Genomic DNA, 18850 nt, shown 5'->3' with positions numbered 1-18850 from the left:
AAATTGGTGACAAGAAAACAAAGCCGTGACACCATGCGCCACCCAAGTCCGTATGAACAGGTAAATCGCTATGATGACTGAAGAAGAAAGAATCGAACTTCAAAAAAATAATCCGCTCCATGGTTTAAAAATGGAAACCATGTTGCAGGAGCTGGTGGATTTCTACGGATGGGATATTTTAGACGCTGCGATGCGCTTTAACTGTTTTCACACCAAGCCTTCCATTGCCAGCAGCGTTAAGTACTTAAAAAAGACAGACTGGGCGAGGGAGAAGGTAGAAAACTTTTATCTGTATCGCTTTAAGCGGATGCCTCGCGCTTCTGAAGAAGAGTATCAACTTCCGCCACGCGCTCGCACATTCAGACATGGGCTGGAACCAAAAGAACCTATGGAGCTGACGGTCGAGTCCATTCTAAAGTCTCAGGCTAAGGCGGCATCCGCTCACAAAGCCCGGTCTTCTGGGCAAAATAAAAACAGACGCCGCCCACGCGATTAACATAGAAAAAGCGAACTTCAAATGGAGTTCGCTTTTTTACTTGCCACAAGCTTTAGAGTGTATTTCCCACTTCACTTTCCACCGACAATATAGAGTCCCTGATATTGTCCGGAATGCGGGTTTTTGTGTTGTTCTTAAAATCAAACATCACGCAAGTCGCCTTACCGATTGTGGCTATCTTTCCCCACTTTTCGCTAAACGCGTGATATTCCTTGGTGAAGCGGTCTTCCTGAAGATCAATTACCCGGCTACCAATCCAAAGCGTATCTGGAAACGTAACCGGAAGCTTGTAGCGACATTGTGTTTCGCTCAATACCGGACCAATCTGAGACTGCTGAATATCAACAAGCAGACCAATCATTTTGAAGTAATCCAATCTTGCGGTTTCGAAATAGCGAAAATAAACGACGTTATTCACGTGCTGAAGAGCGTCCATTTCTCCCCACGCGACTTGTATTTCGGTGACGGTGGGAAATTCTTTGAGTAGTGTTTCCATTTCTACCTTCCTTGGAATAGAACAGCTATCCAATATACCCTGTTTTCAGATAAAGACTGCGGCTGGATATTTGAAGGTTGGCACAAAAACGCCCAATAATAAGATTGGGCGCTAATTGGAATTTCGGATGGCTTTATCTGGTTATCTGACTGCTGTCACCGTGACTTCAATGAGCACATCCCCTTCCAGGTCGACACCTAAGCACGCTCTTTGAGGCCAGTGTTCTGGGTTTTCCCCCATCCAGTCACACCACACCTTGTCCATTAGGGGTTTGTCAGCCATATTCGCGATATAAACCTGCGCTGATACAATCTGCGTTTTGTCACTGCCGAGTTCGTTCAAGTTGTTCTGAATGGTATCTAAGGTAAGCTGAGTCTGACCAACAATATCCAACGACGTATCGGAGGACGTAGCAACCGTCCAGACCAGATCTTTGTAGGCGGAAGACTTGTTTCTTCCCTGATAAATACCACGCTTTCTTTCAATCACCTTGTGTTCCCTTCTGACTTTACTTTCTGAAAAGGTTGGGATTATACCTAGCAATAGCATTTTATAAAAATGCCCATCTATTGATTCGATGGGCATTCTGTTTCGCTCCCGAGGTTAAATGGATTCGAATCCTGAGTACCTCACTCCAGAAAGCTGCGCCATCTCACGATGCCATGTAGCTAAATCTTCTTTGTTAAATTGACTCAAAGAGTGATGCCCACAAGCTCGCGCCATTACCTGCATCAGTTCTGTTGAGGCTTCAAAAAAGTTCTTCAACTGGTTTGATGCTTTGGCAACATTTAATCGCTGTCGCAGATCCGCTTTTTGTGTCGCTATCCCTGCGGGGCAATTATTGGTGTTACACATACGCGCTGCCACACAGCCAATGGACTGCATTGCGCTGTTGGATACCGCAATACCATCCGCACCAAGCGCCATGGCTTTAACAAAGTCCATAGGGACTCTTAAGCCGCCAGTGATAATTAAGGTGACACGCCCACTTGCTCCCTGCTGGTCAAGGTAACGACGTGCTCTGGCTAGCGCTGGAATGGTAGGCACACTGATATGATCCCGGAACATTTCTGGTGCAGCGCCTGTGCCACCACCTCGCCCATCTAAAATGATGTAGTCTGCGCTGGCATCCAGTGCGAACTGGATGTCTTTCTCGATATGGTTGGCGCTCAGCTTAAACCCGATGGGAATCCCCCCACTGACTTCACGCACCCGATCTGCGAACTTTTTGAAATCCTTTGCAGAATTCAAATCTTTAAAGGTTGGAGGCGAGATAGCAGACTCCCCTTCCGGAATCCCCCTAACCTGCGAGATCTTACCAATGTTCTTGGTGCCGGGAAGGTGCCCTCCAGTACCTGTTTTTGCACCTTGTCCGCCTTTGAAATGAAACGCCTGTACCTTGGTGAGCAAGTCTTCTTTGTAGCCGAAACCCGCACTCGCCAGCTCATAAAAATAACGTGAGTTGGCAGCCTGCTCTTCTGGCAACATGCCTCCCTCACCAGAACAGATACCCGTTCCAGCCAGTTCAGCGCCGGTTGCCAACGACACTTTGGCTTCTTCCGAAAGCGCACCAAAGCTCATGTCCGAGACGAATAGCGGTATCTTTAAGGTCAGAGGCTTTTTAGTTTCAGGACCTATGACCAGTTCGGTATTAACTGCCACATCTTCCAAAAGTGGCTTGGTCGCCATTTGCGCCACCATTACCTGTAAATCATCCCAGTGTGGCAACTGGTATCTCGGCACTCCCATAGACGTCATGGGACCATGATGACCAAGTTTCGACAGTCCCTCTCTTGCCAACTGATGAATGAATTCCACGGTGGGTTCTTCTTTGGTTGCAGATGCAGTTGGTGCTAACCCAGCCTGAATCTGCACTCCCGGTCCTTCCTGACCTACCTGCTCGGCGGTAAACTGCTTATGGCTGCCATCGCAAAATGGTGCATTGGCAGTGTGCTTGCATTGGCACAGGTAGGCATCTCCATCATTTTCAGCCGTAAAGTGTTTTGGTTTGAAGTCTGTCCCCGCGTGTGAGCCGTCACAAAACGGCTGGTTTTTGGAACGCCCGCAGGCGCAGAAGTAGTAATCGTCTCCTTTTTTGAGATCGACTTTGATCGGCTTATTATCCGCTACGATCGGCTTGCTCATCAGATTTTCCTTGTTGTTTCCAGTGTCATATTGGCTAACCTCCGACAGCACAAACGGGGTCGCCTTATTGTTTTTAAAAGCTCATCAGCATTCGCTGTAAGCTCTAATGAAAATATAGGTAGGCTTAGAGGAAATGAACATTCGAATGTAGGAGGTTGAGTGTTTTATTAGTTGGAAACGGGTAATTTGATAAGCAACCAAATTCGTTGAATTGAAAAAGTGCGGGCAGAACCCGCACTTGGATGTAGCAAGATGGAATCAGGAAGTTTTTAATTTACTTGAGGCTGAGGAACAGGTCTTGTCATTACTTTGGCAACCAATGGCGCCGTATAGCGAAGGGTTTTCACCGCATTGGCGACGTCTTTCAGACCACAGGGAACCCCATTGCATTGGATATCTGGGTTAGAAAACGTATAGGTGCTTTTGCTCACCTTAAACTTGTGGTTGTATGCCATGGTTGTAGCTAACTGCCCTTCGACGCCATAGCCGTATGCCCCCGGGAACGAATATCCATTGGTGTGTGGCAGTTTCCCTGAATATTGTTCGCGCGCGTGATACAGCCCCATATTGTGGCCGAGCTCGTGTACTAAGGTATCGTCTTTACACTCGTTGGTATAAACGTGGCTATACAGCTTACGTTTCACTAACGCTGGAGCGTTGTCGTGCTCGTATTTCCTTAACGTATGGGCTCTTCCGCAGCTCGTAGAAATAGATGTGTAGGTTTTGTTTCCTTTGGTGATCTTTTTCTTCCTGTGATCGGGTGAGTTATTCACCTTTAGATTGCGAAACAAAGTCACCATATCAGCGCCCAGTTCTTTACGTTTTCCTTCAACCTTGTTGAACGCTTTGTTGGTATAACCTTTGGTATCGGGCGTTATGGCACCTAAAGCATCTGTCTGCGAGATCTGCCTTTCCCCTTCATCGTATTTGGCTTCCATGGTTCCAACCAGATTGACATTCACGTCCACCTTACTCATCTCAAACACCATGTTCGCGACATTCACCCTGTGCTGAATGGCAGTTACAGGCTCATCGTTATAGTGTTTCTTTAAACCCGGGGTATACACGCCAAGCAGATCTATCTGTGTAGTAACGGGAACAGGAGCTTCATTTGCGTGAGTAACAGGCGTAAAGACTCCTGCCGCCAAGGCTGCAGCAATGCCTAATTTATACATACTTTTTCCTTTATTATTTGAGGGTTGTCTATACCCAAGTAACCTCAAGATGCTAAGTTCAGCGAGAATTAACTGGCTTTTCAGACAAGACACCGATTTGAAGATCTAGTGGTTCTAAATCAAGAATCGGTAACGCAGTATGAAAGCCAGTTAAACTCGCCCTTGGGAGCCCATATTCTGTCTCATTTCATCGTCAAAGAACTTGGAAAGGACGGGTCATTCCGCTGCGTTCGTTTCCTTGAACTGAAACAGAATATGAGGCTCTGAATCCTGCATCTTGAGGTCACTTGGGTATAAATTAGAAAATAGTTAGTGAGGGGCTTCAAAATAGTGTTCGGTAGGAACTTCGTATAACCACGCGGTATTTTTAATACCCGTTATTTTGTATTCAGCATCAGGATGACCGATAAATCCAAATACATTGCTTTCACCGAAAGTAAATACAACGGGAAATTGAGAACCCTGTGTTTCAAATATACCTGACCAGGTTTTAATATGATTAGGCTGTTGTTTGGCATGTGTAACGGAGATTAAAATTCCTTCTCCGTTAGGCAGAGTGAGATTCACCTTATCGCCAGAAGCAAGTTCAGCCAGTTCGTCGATATCTTTAAACTCAATAGCCAACAGCGTTTCAATGGCTTCACTTAATGGCTTAAGACTATCGATGGTTAGCGTATCCGTCACTTCGAACCAAGGGTCTGACACCTGAGTGGGTTTTGAATCATAGGAAGGTTCAGCTGATTCAACGGCACTCACCCCTGAATGTATAACGACAGTTGTACCATCGCTTAAGTTATTGCTCGTTTCTTTTGGAGGGGAAGATGGTGCTGTACCATCACTGCTTTCCACGCTTTGCTTTGCCTTTTGGTGATCTTGAGTTTCGTCTTTCTCGTCAATAACGACCAATGCGGCGACACCCAAAATCAAAACAAAGTACAGTATAATTTTGCTCATAGCATTCACCCTTTCTAAGATGAACGCATTATTAATTTAGCTGTGTCGAATTAGAAAAATAAAAATGTGTTTTATTAATACTCTCTGGTTGAAGGTCACACTTTTTAAAAATAGTGTTTTTTATAGTACAGAGTTAGCATTTTCGCTCTTAAATATAAGACAAGAATCAGTCTCTTTTTCTTTCCATAATATTAATAGGTTGTGAATAGAATCGTAATTTTATCCTATCTCGTTCCTTATATTTTAATAATGAAATGGTAGTTACACAGCCTTACATAACTTTACTGATAAATTTGTATAATCCTTTTCAATAAATGGATTTTCAAACAGTAAGCCCACAGATGACTTATATTCAGCCTTTACTCTGCCTGATTTATAGAAATCTTTTAAAACAACTGAGCTACTTGCTCGCTTTTATCGGTGTCATTTTTTCATTCAGTAGCTTTGGTTCTCTTGGTCAACACGTCCAAAATGAGGGAATAACCCTGAACCTGAGTTTTTCTCAGAATACTTCAGATTACGATAAGACCCGATATCTGGATGCCGCTTCGGAATGGCTAAAGTATGTCAAAGCCATTGATGGTATTTCCCATCATACAATATCAATACACTTCGAATTGACAGATGCCATCGAGTCAGATGGTGATGCTGTTATTGAAGAATATGTCGATATTGCGGATTCCGCTTTCCCAAAATCGGCAACAATACGTATCCATACCCGTACGCATCACCCCGAATTTGATCCCACCGACTATCAAACCACCCTACGCCACGAACTGGCACATGTGTTTGGGATCGGGATTTTAACGGGTGCCTACCTTGAAGATAACGCCCTTATGCGGGGACCCGCCTATTGTCTGGAGCACAGTCAGGCGGTGAGATGGTACAACCACCTCTACGACAACCAGTACCCTTGCTTGCCTTTTTCCAGTACGGGTGACCATCTGTATGACCATGTTCTGATTGATGACCCTGTTCGCTATGACCAAGACGGACATAGAATCCCTCCACTGACTCATGAAGTAGGCGCTAATGGCGAAAATATTGGGATAATCACTGTCGCCATTCTGGATGATTTGGGTTATCGGGTAGAGTACCCAGAAGTCTCTTTTTTGAATGAGCATGATAACTCGGTGCCACAATCCGATTAACCTCAAAGTCTGAGTGTTTTTACCTCCCCTGAATCGGCGTACACTCAATTCCCCAATACAATGAAAAAGGAATGAAGTAATGATTGAACAAGGACAAAAGCTTCCAGCAGGTTCACTCAGCGAACTGACAGCAGATGGCATGACTAACCACGATGTAGCCGAGCTATTTGCAGGCAAAAAAGTCGTGTTATTTGCAGTACCTGGTGCTTTTACACCAACATGCTCTGAAGCGCACTTGCCGGGTTACGTTGTGCTCGCTGATCAGTTGAAAGCAAAAGGTGTCGATCTAATTGCGTGTGTTTCAGTAAACGATGCATTTGTAATGAAATCATGGGGCGATGCGCAGAACGCTAATGAAATCAAAATGCTGGCGGACGGCGATGCGTCATTTACAAAAGCACTTGGTTTGGAAATGGATACGGAATCATTCGGCGGAGTACGTTCTCAGCGTTACGCGATGATCATTGAAGATGGTGTAGTGACAACATTGAATGTAGAGCCTCCAAAAACATTCGAAGGCAGTAAAGCAGAAACCATTCTGGCAAGCCTGTAATCTATCCCAAAGTATTTCAAAGGCAGGGCTTCCTGCCTTTTTATTCCACCTGCTTTTTCATATCAAAAAACAGTTCATCCCCTGAAACGTCTTTAAACCCAAGTCCTTGATACAGCTTCAACGCGGCAATATTGTTCTTAAAACAGCTTAAGGTCACCGGAAGCTGTTTTGAAATCGCATCTTGCTCAATCAGGTTCATCGTCTGCTGTGCAATTCCCTTCCCCTGAGCTTGCGAAAACACCACCAGAAGGTGCACATGAACCGATTCCTCAGTGGTTTTGTGAATCACCACACCTAGGTTGTGCCCTTCACTTTCTATCCAGTAGCACCATTCCGGCTTCAAACGGTTAAAAAAGCCGTCAGATTGAAACGCCTCATCCCAGCCTAGCGCGTCATCAATCACTGGTTTCATGTATTCTTTGAAAATGGCGTATGCCTTCGGAAACTCTTCAACCTGAAAAGAAACGAGTCTGATTTGGTTCGTTGTATTCATTCGATTTTAGGTGTTGGCTAAGTAGGTAAGCATTATCATATTTATATCTATTCTTCCAAATCAACCACTTTGAATGTAGGAGGGAGTTGGTGCGAGCACTCAAAGAGATCATGACGATCAGGGTGACACAGCCCAAACAAAGGCAATGAAGCCGCCCCAACAGACACGGAATGGTGGCTTAGAGTGATCCTTTTTCGCGTTCGTTCATGACGCTCACAAATCGACGGAAACAGGGGCAAAGTAGCATCCACCAGACGGTCCATTACCTCACCAGAAAGCCGGCTTCCAACCACGATACTTTCCGGTTCAAACAAGTTTTCCAGAATATTGATGACATACCGAAGGCGCTTTGCTGACTCAACAACCCAGTTCTCACACGCTTTACTGCGTAGGCAGTTTTGATCGATGAAGGCGGGGAGTTCTAAATCCGATCCCGAATAATTAACCATGGTTTTCAGTGCCTGAACCGACAGATGAGTTTCTATGTATTCCACATCTCCGGAGCAGTGCCAGTGGATTCGACCAACTTCGCCTGCATTGCTCCAGGCCCCTTTGTATGGCTGATTATTGGTAATGATGCCAGCCCCTAAGCCATTACCAATGTAAAGGTAAATAAAGTTCTCTAACCGATCGCGACCACCTCCAAAACTGTGACCAATTGCCGCAGAGGTCGCATCATTTTCCAGATACACAGGGTAGCCAAGCTTCTGGCTAAGTTGCTCGGTAAGGTTGAACTTGTTCCACGACTCCCATTCTGCACCAACCAGATGTCGCTCGGTGTCGTCCTTGACCAGCGTTGCCACGGCTACGCCAACTCCAACCATACTTTTTCTGGAATCGGGAACGCACTGAATCAGCATTTCAACCAGTGCAGAAAGCTGGCAAACAACATAAGCGGGTTCAAGGCTATCCAGCACAACCTGATGTTCAGCCAACGTTTCCAAATTCAGGTCCACCAGACTTCCGCTAATGAAGCCTTGATCAATCTGCAAACCGATAGACACACAGGAGGCTGGATTCACTTCAAGTAAAGTTTGTGGCTGCCCTCGCTTACCCTGAACTTTACCGACTTCCAGAACGTACCCCGTCTGAATCAGTTCACGAACCAGATTAGTGATGGTCTGATTGCGCAGACCAGACATTTGCGCCACTGAAACACGGCTAATACGAGGGTTTTGGCGAATGATTTCAAACACCACACTGAGATTAGAACGCTTTGTTTGTACGTGATTCTTTCCTTTCAAAACCGCCTCTTTGCTTCCTTTGTGCCCTCTTAGATACGCGTTGAGGATCTCTCATGTTTTATTAAGCATATTCTTATGCTCTGATTTTTCACGTTAACAGAAGTCCAGAATCATGCCCAGATACCAATTCGGTTGAATAAAAAATTCGTCCAAATTTTAACCGACTGATTTTTCTCATTATAAGAAATTAAATCATTCCGAGATCACAAATAATCGATCAAAAAATATACAATAATGACAGTTTTATCATTTAATTCCATTTAATGGATTTAATAACGAAGCACATGGAGGTGATATGAAAAAGCTCATACCCATACTGGCTTTGGGTGTACTGGCAAACAGCCTTGCACTTAAAGCATCAGCTGAAGAAGTCACAGTGTTTTGTAGTTCATCCGGAGTGGAGTTACAGCTGTGCAAGGATGGCACAAATGCTTGGGCGAAACAGACAGGAAATACCGTAAATGTAGTCACGTTACCCGCTAGCTGGGACGACGTGTTGCCGCTCTATCAACAACTTTTGGTCTCTAAGTCGAAAGACATTGATGTTCTGATTCTCGATACCATCTGGCCGGGAGCACTTAAATCCCACCTTTTGGATATGCGTGAACACGTTTCTTCCGACACGCTGAATCAGCATTTTAAAGCGGCTGTCGACGGCACCACAGTGAATGGAAAAGTCCTTTCTGTTCCTTGGTACATGGACACAGGCATGTTGTTTTATCGCAAAGACCTGCTGGAAAAATACGGGCACCAGCCACCAGCCACCTATCAGGAGCTTACGAAAATCGCTTCGGATGTTCAGAAGAAAGAAAGAGCGGCAGGCAATGCCGATTTCTGGGGCTACGCGTGGCAAGGGCGTTCTTATGAAGGGCTGACCTGTAATGCCATCGAATGGTTCGGTTCGACGGATGGCGGCACCATTATTGACGGCGATGGCAACGTGACCGTAAACACGCCAGCCAATCGCGAAATACTGAGCACCGCCGCTAGCTGGATAAACACCATTAGCCCGCCGGGCACTCTGAACTACGATGAAGAGTCCTCACGTGGTGTATTCCAGAACGGCAATGCCTTGTTCCACCGTAACTGGTCCTACGTATGGAGCCTCGCCAATTCTGAAGATTCCGTAATCAAAGACAAAGTTGGTGTAATGGCGCTTCCGAAAGGCGCGGCTAACGGCATCAATGCAGGCTGCTACGGAACCGCTCTGCTTGGGGTTTCCAAGTACTCTCGCTCGCCAGAAACTGCCGTAAGTCTGGTGGAATATCTGACAGGTATGAAAGAGCAAAAGAGACGCGCTATTGAAGCCAGCTACAGCCCGACGTTACCTGCGCTTTATAAAGACAGCGATGTGCTCAACGCCAATCCGTTTCTTGCAGACATGCAAACCTCATTCGCTAATGTTGTCGCCAGACCTTCACAAGTTACTGGTGATCAGTACAGCAGGGTGAGTAACGCCATCTGGACAAAAGTACATAAGGCTCTGGCAGGAGATATCAGTGCCGAGAAAGCGCTTGATGAAATGGAAGCCGAGCTGAAACGCCTGAAGCGTCGCGGTAAGTGGTAACCCATAATCATAATAACGGCAGGGGCGAAATTGACCCCTGCCCAGTCAATCAGAGAACATTAGGGAAACAAGAACAGTATGCTGACATCACCTGTTCGACTGGGGCTCATTGGCTTGGGAGAAGCCGCTCAAAGTTTGCACCTTCCAACCCTGTTTCATCACCCCGATAAATTCCAGGTCACTGCGGTATTTGATATCAGCCAGACACTGGTCACTGAAGTCTGCCAGCGCTATCACGTCGCCAATGGCTACAACAGCGCGGAAGAACTGATAGAGAGTGACGGTGTTGATGCAGTGATCATCATGTCCCCCGACCCGATGCATTTCGCACACACTAAACTAGCCGTGCAGGCAGGCAAACCGGTACTACTGGAAAAGCCCAGTTGTTTGCTTCCCCGACATGTCAGTGAGCTCATAGAATTAGCCGCTCAGCATCAGGTCGACGTTACCGTCGGATACATGCGAGTGTATGCCAAAGCGTACGCCCTTGCTCAAACCAAGCTTTCTGAACTAGGCGAAATCAAAAGCGTTCGGGTGAAAGATCTGCAACGCGAAGGCGATTACTTTCTGCCGCAAGTATCCGACCTCTACTACCCTTCCGATCATGACGTCAGTCAGATTGAGCGCAGCAAGTTGGAAGAAGATCTCCAGAGGCACGAACTACTCGGGGCAAAAGCGCATTCAGACCTTTTATGGAAATGTTACCGAGTGCTGACCGGAGCAGCGATTCACAACTTGGCCGCGCTTCGGCAACTGATTCAGCCGCCAAAACGCGTCGTCAGTGCATTTTGTAATCCAACGGGTGAACATATCGGGCTGACGCTGGATTACGGGTCATTTTTCGCAACCTATGAAATCCTGATCGACAACATCCCAAGAGTCGATGCCAGCATAGAAATTACGTCTGATACCAAGCGACTGAAGATCAACTACCCCACCCCTTACATTCGTAACTTACCCACCAGCCTGGAATTCCAAAGTGGTGAAGGGCATCATCCAAGCGAAATGCACGGTCCGTTCTATCAGGATCAATTCAATTTGGAACTGCTCTACTGGCATAAAACTCTGACGACCAATGCCCCCGTGCTCACCAGCCTGCAGGATTCACAACAGGACTTAGAATTGGTTCTGCAAGCCATAGACTGCATCGCAGAGAACTTAAACATAGAAGATCGCCAGCAAGAGGGTAAGTCATGAGCCGCAAGATTACCTTAGCCACCTGCCCATGTTCTTGGGGGGTTTGGTATCCCAAAGATCACATGCAACCAAACTGGCAAAAATTTCTTGATGAAGCCAGCTTGTGCGGATTCCGAAATATTGAACTGGGCCCTTACGGCTATCTGCCAACAGACATAGGTCAACTTCAGTATGAACTGGATGCCCACCACCTTCAGGTGTGCAGTTCTGCCCATATGTCTGACTTAATCGTCCCCAATGCGCTGGACAACATTAAACGAGACATCAATAAGATCTGCCCGTTGTTGGAAGCCTTGGGTGCAAAGTATTTTGTCTTTATGGATGGCGACAGTTTGTACAAACACCCCAGCGACAGAAATCTAAGTCTTAAGGACTGGAAACACGTGGTTTCCGTCATTGGGGAAACCGCCAAAATAGTTAAGGAAGAATATGGGCTGGAATACGTTTTCCACCCACACATCTCAACGTGTATTGAAAACGAGCATCAGATTTTACGCTTGCTGAATGACACCCACCCTGATTACGTCAACCTATGCTTTGATACCGGGCATCACCTATATACCGGAGGCGTACCAGAGGATTTTATTCGTGAGTTTGGACCCAGAATTCACTATTACCATCTCAAGGATATGAGCCAATCCATTCGCGAAAAGGTGAAACAGAAAAACCTGAGTGATGACGAAGCATTCGAGCTCGGGGTAATGGTGCCTCTTGGCGAAGGCGCAGTAAATTTTCACGCCATCAAACAAGAGCTGGAAAAGCAGTCGTTTAAGGGGTTTGCCGTCATTGAACAGGACATCTACCCCGACATTCACAACATGGCGTATACCCATGCCAAAAACAGTTTTGACTACGCCAGACGACTCGGGTTGGGTACACCATGAGTCAACAAGCGGTATACAAAACAGCGGAAGCCTTGCCCGATGCCTACGTTGGTATCGACATCGGCGGAACCAAAATGGCATCGGCGTTAGTGGATGTGTCTACAGGAAAAATACTGTGCGAAACCCAGATGGCGACTCAAAAGCAGCGCCCAAAAAAAGACATCATTGCGGACATTCAAAAACTGCTCGTCCATCACCTAGAGTTTGCCGGCGTTAAGAGTATTCCGGTCAAGGGATGCGGCATTGCCTTTCCAGAACTGGTGAACAGCGATGGAAAAATCGTGAGTGACTGGAATTTCGATTTACGTTCATTAAGCCAATCTGATTTCCCGGTGGAAAACGTTCTGTTTGAGAGCGACGTGCGGGTTGCCGGGCTTGCCGAGGCAACTCTGGGAGCAGGAAAAGATCACCAGTCTTTTGTCTATGTATCACTTGGCACTGGGTTGAGCTATACCTTATTTAACAACGGGAAGCCCTGGCGAGGTAAAAACGGGTACGCGATTCACTTCGCCAGCAATACCTTAACTGCCTGCACGCCTGACCTGCGCGCAGTTAACTATTTGCCAGAGGCGCTGGTATCCGGTTCAGGGCTGCTGAACTGCTGGAATATGAGCCACCCAGACCAGTGTTACAACACGCTCCCCGAGCTACTGACCAAGGCGGAACTTTCCATCGGTGAAGAAAGGCAATACATAAAGTTAGCCAGTGAAGTGTTAGGAAGCTTGCTCGCCCAAATGGTCAATATGCTGGATCCAGAAGCGATCGTGATGGGAGGCGGTCTGGGGTGCGCCCACAACATTTATCATATGTTTATGGAAGTGACGCTCAGAGACCGAATCTGGGCGCAAGAGTGTCAGAATATTCCCATCTACAAAGCCAAATTTGGTCATCGCTCTGGCACCGTAGGCGCAGCTTTAGCCATTGCAGAACACATGAGTTAGGGTGAAACAGGAAGACAGTGCATGGAAGTTTTGTCTTTAAAGAATATCTACAAATCCTTTGGTCAGACTGAAGTCCTCAAGGACATCAATTTATCCATTGAGCAGGGCGAGTTCATCGTTTTTGTCGGTCAGTCAGGCTGTGGAAAATCGACGTTATTGCGCTTAATTGCTGGGCTGGAACTGCAATCTTATGGCGACGTGTTCATTGACGGAACAAAGGTCAACGACGTCGCTCCGGGTCAGAGAGGCTTGGCAATGGTCTTTCAGTCATACGCCCTCTACCCTCACATGAACGTTTGGGACAACATGGCATTTGCCTTAAAAACTGCGCGATTACCCAAAGACGCCATCGCCAAAAGGGTCAAAAACGCGGCTGAAATTCTCAAACTGGAATACCTGCTGGATCGCAAGCCCGCCGAGCTTTCTGGCGGACAACGTCAGCGAGTCGCCATTGGCAGAGCCATAGTACGCGAGCCGAAAATCTTCCTGTTCGATGAACCCCTGAGCAATCTGGACGCAGAGCTTCGGGTGGATATGCGGGTCGAAATTGCAACACTCCACAAAAGGCTGGATGCCACCACCATCTACGTGACCCACGATCAGGTCGAAGCCATGACACTGGCTGACAAAATCGTAGTCATGAATAACGGTGTGATCGAGCAATTTGGATCGCCTTTGGACGTGTACAACAAGCCAAAGAATCGCTTTGTCGCCGGGTTTATCGGCTCTCCGAAAATGAATTTTATTAAAGGTGAAATGAAAGCCGACGGCTTCTATTTTCAGGGCGGGCACCTCGATATTGTCGAAGGCAAGCTGATGGACAAGAAAATGATGATTGGGGTTCGCCCTAAAGACATCGCACTTTCTCTCGAACCCTCTTCCAACGATATCAAAGCTCATGTTACGCACACGGAAATTCTGGGGGGTGAAAGCTATGTTTATTGCAAGGTCAGTACTCGCCTCAAACTCGTGGTTGCCGTCGATGGTCAGCACCGCTATCAACCCGATACAGAAGTCTGGCTGGCACTGAACTGGGATGAGATTCACTGCTTTGATGCCAATGGTAAAAACATTGATACGCGGACAAACCCATGAGCGGCGATTTTGACAAAGCGCCGATTGGGTATCGGCTCAGGCAACAAAAGGTGTATGAAGCCTGGCTATACATTTTGCCCATGGCACTGGTGCTGGCGTTTGTGGCACTTTACCCGCTACTGAAGAATTTCTACTTTTCTTTTACTGATGCCCAACTTATGGAACCCGAACAGGCTGGCTGGGTCGGGTTTGAAAACTATGCCTTTCTGCTGACCGATTCTGGCTGGTGGAACTCTGTCTGGAATACCTTGTACTTCTCAGTAGTATCCGTCGCATTTGAAACAATTCTGGGGTTAGGTATCGCCCTCATACTTAACGCCAACCTCCCCACTAAAGGCATTATGCGTGCTGTCGTGCTGGTTCCGTGGGCAATTCCCACCATTGTGTCTGCCAGAATGTGGGAATGGATGTTCCATGATCAGTATGGTGTGATTAATCAGCTTGCCATGTCGCTGGGCATCATCAGTGAAAAAATCGCCTGGACGGCAGATCCGGAATGGGCAATGACGGCAATCATCTTTGTTGATGTATGGAAAACCACGCCATTTATGACCCTACTGATTCTGGCAGGGCTTCAGATGCTCCCTAAAGACATTTATGAAGTGGCTAAAGTCGACAATGTTCCCGCCTGGCGCGTTTTCTGGCACATCACTTTGCCACTGCTAAAACCTGCCATCTTGGTTGCTGTAGTGTTCCGCCTGCTTGATGCATTACGGATGTTTGATCTGGCGTACGTGCTCACGGGCAGCAGCGAATCCACCATCACCATGTCCATTTTTGCCAGAAAACAGATGGTCGATTTTCAGGACTTAGGGTTTGGCGCTGCGGCTTCAACTTTGCTGTTTTTTATCGTCGCTCTTGTCACTGTCGGATACCTCTACGTATCTCGCAGCAGCCTGACCAGTAAGGAGTCCCGATGAAATACTCCACACAAACAGCACTAAGCCGAGCTTTGTTCTATCTCTTGGTTATCATCATTGCGCTCTACACTTTGTTTCCGTTCTACTGGTCAATCGTGTCTTCATTTAAACAAGGTGCCGACCTGTTCAAAGTGGAGTTCTTTCCTGCCATTCATTGGGATAACTACATCAGCGTGCTCAGCAATGGCACCTTTATCCGGAACATATTTAACTCCCTGTTTGTCGCAACTGCAGTCGTCGTACTTTCGTTAGTGCTGTCTGTTACTGCCGCATACGCGCTTGGGCGAGTTAACTTCAAAGGCAGAACGGCGATGCTGATGGCGATTCTCAGTGTGTCGATGTTTCCGCAGGTGGTGATCCTTTCTGGCTTGCTGGGCATGATCAATCTGCTCGGCTTGTACAACACCCTTTGGGCGCTGATTGTGTCGTACATGATTTTTACCTTGCCGTTTACTGTCTGGGTTATCACCACTTTTATGAAGGAACTGCCACAGGAACTGGAAGACGCGGCACGAATGGATGGTTGTTCTACCATGAGAATCATCACCCATGTGTTCTTTCCGATACTCGCCCCCGCTCTGGTCAGCACCGGATTACTGGCGTTTATCGCGGCATGGAACGAATTTCTGTTTGCGCTTACGTTTGTGCTGAATGACGAAGTGCGCACCGTTCCTGTTGCTATCGCCCTTATTTCAGGAGCCAGCCGTTACGAGCTGCCTTTTGGCGCGATCATGGCTGCGTCGGTCATAGTGACGGTTCCCCTAGTCGTGCTGGTACTGATTTTTCAACGCAAGATAGTGTCTGGTTTAACCGCAGGTGCCATCAAAGGATAAATGATGAATATTACTCATTTGAAAACCCATCAAGATGTCTCCACTTATGTAGCTCGCCAGCTAACCGCGCAGGTTCAGCTAAACCCAGCGTGTAGAATCATTCTGGCATCCGGCGGCACCCCTTCCGACGCCTATCAGATTGCGGCAGAACAACTTCTGTATACCGATACCTCCCGAGTCACCATCATCAAACTGGACGAATGGGTAGGCTTGCCTGAAGGCAATGGAAGCAGTTGCGAATATCAACTTCAACGGGAAGTGATTCGGCCTTGGGGAATTGAACCTCACCACTATCTCTCGCTTGATGGTTCAGCAACCCCGATTGAAGACGAAGCTAAAAGAGTAAGGGAACGTTTGGCGGACATGCCCTCCTCCTCACTGTGCATCCTGGGTCTGGGGCTGAACGGACACATTGGCTTTCTTGAACCTTCGCATTCCCTGCCCCATAGAACTTCAGTGGTTGAACTGCACCCGATGTCGAAGAAGCACCCAATGGTGAACAATCAATATGATGTGGAGTTTGGAATCACAATTGGCGTGGGCGACATAATGGAGTGTGACAAAGTGATTTTGGTCGTGACAGGGAAACACAAACAGCAAATCCTAAGCAAACTCCTCGACAGCGACATCACAACTCTACTCCCCGCCAGCCTGCTAAAGCTGCACCCAAATGTAGAGATCGTCGCCGATGACGAGGCGCTTTTGTTGGATTGATATTTAGATGTGAGAGATGGAATTGCAGTTGATGGCATTCATCTCTCGAATCTCTTCTGACAATCGCGTACAAAAATCACTCACAGTCTCACCTATGTTGATAGCCGCTTTGTTTTGTGTGAATTACACTCAAAGGTCACTCAGAACTGTTTGAGGACTTAACTATGACCATGGAAGTTTGGGTTGCCTTTGTTACCGTCGTGTTTGTCTTTGCCATTATTCCGGGACCAACGGTGATCTTAGTTGTTGGGCAGGCATTGGCACATGGTCGAAAATCAGTGACACCATTGGTTTTAGGTGTGTTGTTAGGAGACCTGACGGCGATGACGCTTTCGTTGATTGGTCTTGGAGCTGTTCTGGCGACGTCTGCGAGTTTGTTTCTCCTGTTGAAATGGTTAGGTGTCGGCTACTTGATCTACCTAGGTATTAAAGCGTGGCGCGAAGTTCCGCAAACAGACATCACTCTTAAAGGATCTGGTCTTTCAAGTTTTGGATTGTTTCGATCCTCTTTTTTGGTTACCGCTTTTAACCCTAAAGGTATTGTTTTCTTTGTGGCATTTTTACCCCAATTTGTTTCATCAACTTCACCTGCGTTACCTCAGTTACTGATATTGATGGTTACGTTTCTTGGTGTTATTTCCATTACGATCAGTTGTTTTGCTTATTTTTCCGGAATCGTCAGTCACAAAATGCAAAGCTATCGCTCCAGAGTCGTACTCAATAAAGTGGGAGGAGGAGCCATGGTGGGCGCTGGGCTTTTAACATCGACCATACAGCGAAGCTGACCACAGATAACCTGACTTCGGGCTAACAAATTTTCTACACAAAAGGCAAGATTTCACGAATATGAAACACTTGTCTATAAACTAGAAAAAAGCGTTCAACTTACATAAAGATCAGCATGTTATACAGTTAAGCTCAAATATCTTAGCCATTACATTCACACAATCAATAAATGGTAGATATTGAAAGGAGTCTTCATGTTGATAGAAATAACTCGTCAGTTTGCAACGAAACGTAAAACTACTCTGACCGGAATTGCGATTGCTTCGGCTTTAGCTGTTTTCCCTGCTGCTGCCAATCAATTGCCCCCGTTTCCCGATCACTTAAATCCGATACACTTTCAAACAAAAATCATGCTCGGTGACTTGAGAGCGTATTTGAAAGGCATCGATTACGGGTCGAAAGGAGATAATGCCTGGGAGCAGCCTTCAGCTCAGGATCTTGCGACGTTTAAATCGGCATTTCAGGCGTTGATGGACGGCAACACATCCGCAGCCTCTAACCTGGTTTCTCCACTCGATTACGATGTGATTGAATACCACGACTCGGTTACTGGGAAGCTGTTTTATGTGTTGCAGGAAAAATACCCATTGAGTGATTCTCGCTCTAACGGCGGGGGGACCTACGTTTATGACCCAAGTGGCGTCAGCGCAGTTTTACAGGCACCACATCCCAGACACGACCTGTTTACCGCTACTCAGTCCATTGATGACTTTTTCTACACCAGCAGTAAATATCTGATGCTGGCGGGTACACACCGAAACAGCAATACCACACTCAGCCAGTGCACCAACGGCAATTACAAAGAGAGCGACGTTGCCCACCAAACATCGTCGTATTTTCAGTCTGTGCATGAAAGCATTGATGAATTTGCGACACCTAACACCGTCTTTATCCAGTACCACGGTTTTGGCTCTACCACGCTGAAAAAGCTGCAAAAGCAGTGTGGCACCACCAGCAGTAAGATGCTCAATATAAGTGAAGGAGTGCGATACGCCACCAGTGACAACAGCACGAGCTTTATGCATGCATTGCGTCGTCAGGTGGAAAGTGAAAACCTGATTGAAGCCTGTATTTATGGGAACGACACAACCAGCTTAGGCGGCACCTGGAACGTACAGGGGCGCTTCACCAACCACTCTTCGAACGCTTGCCACACTAATGCCAGCAGTTCGCAGAAACGTTTTGTCATCTGGAACAAAGCTATAG

General features: G+C 46.8%; 20 protein-coding genes. 13 read left to right on the top strand and 7 right to left on the bottom strand.

From position 1 onward, the window contains the following. The first annotated feature begins 70 nt into the window (after positions 1–70). Positions 71–496: a VF530 family protein gene (locus RH89_RS22500; RefSeq protein WP_004406977.1), complete on the top strand. Its 426-nt coding sequence runs from the start codon at positions 71–73 to the stop codon at positions 494–496. Positions 497–548: 52 nt separating this feature from the next. Here RH89_RS22500 and RH89_RS22495 read toward each other — a convergent pair whose 3' ends face one another. From RH89_RS22495 to RH89_RS28885, 5 genes are all read right to left on the bottom strand, one after another. Continuing rightward, positions 549–992, bottom strand: a complete 444-nt coding sequence (locus RH89_RS22495; RefSeq protein ID WP_004406973.1) for an acyl-CoA thioesterase — start codon at positions 990–992, stop codon at positions 549–551. 141 nt (positions 993–1133) lie between these two features. Next, positions 1134–1481, bottom strand: a complete 348-nt coding sequence (locus RH89_RS22490; RefSeq protein WP_038147067.1) for a RidA family protein — start codon at positions 1479–1481, stop codon at positions 1134–1136. 114 nt (positions 1482–1595) lie between these two features. Then, positions 1596–3137 carry a glutamate synthase-related protein gene (locus RH89_RS22485; protein WP_004406971.1) on the bottom strand — a complete coding sequence of 514 codons (1542 nt, stop codon included), beginning with the start codon at positions 3135–3137 and terminating at the stop codon, positions 1596–1598. Positions 3138–3406: 269 nt separating this feature from the next. Further along, entirely contained in the window at positions 3407–4312 is a 906-nt protein-coding gene (locus RH89_RS22480) for a zinc-dependent metalloprotease family protein (RefSeq protein ID WP_004406970.1), read from the bottom strand. A gap of 309 nt (positions 4313–4621) precedes the next feature. Continuing rightward, a complete protein-coding gene (locus RH89_RS28885; RefSeq protein WP_004406969.1) occupies positions 4622–5266 on the bottom strand; it encodes a hypothetical protein in 645 nt (214 codons plus the stop codon). A 341-nt stretch (positions 5267–5607) separates the two neighbouring features. Between RH89_RS28885 and RH89_RS22470 the strand changes: the two genes are divergently transcribed. Then, positions 5608–6417, top strand: coding sequence for a hypothetical protein (locus RH89_RS22470; protein ID WP_004406968.1), 810 nt, complete (start codon positions 5608–5610; stop codon positions 6415–6417). 79 nt (positions 6418–6496) lie between these two features. Further along, a complete protein-coding gene (locus tag RH89_RS22465) occupies positions 6497–6970 on the top strand; it encodes a peroxiredoxin (protein ID WP_004406967.1) in 474 nt (157 codons plus the stop codon). A 40-nt stretch (positions 6971–7010) separates the two neighbouring features. Here RH89_RS22465 and RH89_RS22460 read toward each other — a convergent pair whose 3' ends face one another. Beyond that, the gene (locus tag RH89_RS22460) at positions 7011–7382 is read right to left on the bottom strand and encodes a GNAT family N-acetyltransferase (RefSeq protein WP_158091128.1); all 372 of its coding nucleotides are present in this window, start codon (positions 7380–7382) and stop codon (positions 7011–7013) included. 128 nt (positions 7383–7510) lie between these two features. Further along, complete coding sequence (locus RH89_RS22455; RefSeq protein ID WP_004406964.1) at positions 7511–8707, bottom strand: ROK family transcriptional regulator; 1197 nt, start codon at positions 8705–8707, stop codon at positions 7511–7513. Between the two features lie 295 nt (positions 8708–9002). On the opposite strand from RH89_RS22455, the gene RH89_RS22450 reads away from it, so the two are divergent. The 10 genes from RH89_RS22450 to RH89_RS22405 all read left to right on the top strand — a co-directional run. Beyond that, a complete protein-coding gene (locus tag RH89_RS22450) occupies positions 9003–10274 on the top strand; it encodes an ABC transporter substrate-binding protein (RefSeq protein WP_004406963.1) in 1272 nt (423 codons plus the stop codon). A gap of 78 nt (positions 10275–10352) precedes the next feature. Next, the gene (locus RH89_RS22445; RefSeq protein ID WP_004406962.1) at positions 10353–11471 is read left to right on the top strand and encodes a Gfo/Idh/MocA family protein; all 1119 of its coding nucleotides are present in this window, start codon (positions 10353–10355) and stop codon (positions 11469–11471) included. Continuing rightward, positions 11468–12355: a sugar phosphate isomerase/epimerase family protein gene (locus RH89_RS22440; RefSeq protein WP_004406961.1), complete on the top strand. Its 888-nt coding sequence runs from the start codon at positions 11468–11470 to the stop codon at positions 12353–12355. The genes RH89_RS22445 and RH89_RS22440 overlap by 4 nt, the downstream gene beginning before the upstream one ends. Then, positions 12352–13296, top strand: coding sequence for an ROK family protein (locus RH89_RS22435; RefSeq protein ID WP_004406960.1), 945 nt, complete (start codon positions 12352–12354; stop codon positions 13294–13296). Before RH89_RS22440 ends, RH89_RS22435 begins: the two co-directional genes overlap by 4 nt. Positions 13297–13317: 21 nt before the next feature. Continuing rightward, a complete protein-coding gene (locus tag RH89_RS22430) occupies positions 13318–14391 on the top strand; it encodes an ABC transporter ATP-binding protein (RefSeq protein ID WP_004406959.1) in 1074 nt (357 codons plus the stop codon). Beyond that, a complete protein-coding gene (locus RH89_RS22425; protein WP_004406957.1) occupies positions 14388–15311 on the top strand; it encodes a carbohydrate ABC transporter permease in 924 nt (307 codons plus the stop codon). Before RH89_RS22430 ends, RH89_RS22425 begins: the two co-directional genes overlap by 4 nt. Continuing rightward, positions 15308–16144: a carbohydrate ABC transporter permease gene (locus tag RH89_RS22420; RefSeq protein WP_004406955.1), complete on the top strand. Its 837-nt coding sequence runs from the start codon at positions 15308–15310 to the stop codon at positions 16142–16144. Before RH89_RS22425 ends, RH89_RS22420 begins: the two co-directional genes overlap by 4 nt. A 3-nt stretch (positions 16145–16147) precedes the next feature. After that, positions 16148–16858 carry a 6-phosphogluconolactonase gene (locus tag RH89_RS22415; protein WP_022590978.1) on the top strand — a complete coding sequence of 237 codons (711 nt, stop codon included), beginning with the start codon at positions 16148–16150 and terminating at the stop codon, positions 16856–16858. Positions 16859–17022: 164 nt separating this feature from the next. Then, a complete protein-coding gene (locus RH89_RS22410; RefSeq protein ID WP_004406953.1) occupies positions 17023–17643 on the top strand; it encodes a LysE family translocator in 621 nt (206 codons plus the stop codon). Between the two features lie 195 nt (positions 17644–17838). After that, on the top strand, positions 17839–18850 hold a 1012-nt coding region (locus RH89_RS22405; protein ID WP_004406952.1), incomplete at its 3' end, for a hypothetical protein.

The sequence above is a fragment of the Vibrio nigripulchritudo ATCC 27043 genome, assembly GCF_000222685.1.
Lineage (GTDB): Bacteria > Pseudomonadota > Gammaproteobacteria > Enterobacterales > Vibrionaceae > Vibrio > Vibrio nigripulchritudo.
The sequence above is the reverse complement of the archived record's forward strand: the minus strand, read 5'-3'. Positions and strand labels throughout refer to the sequence as shown.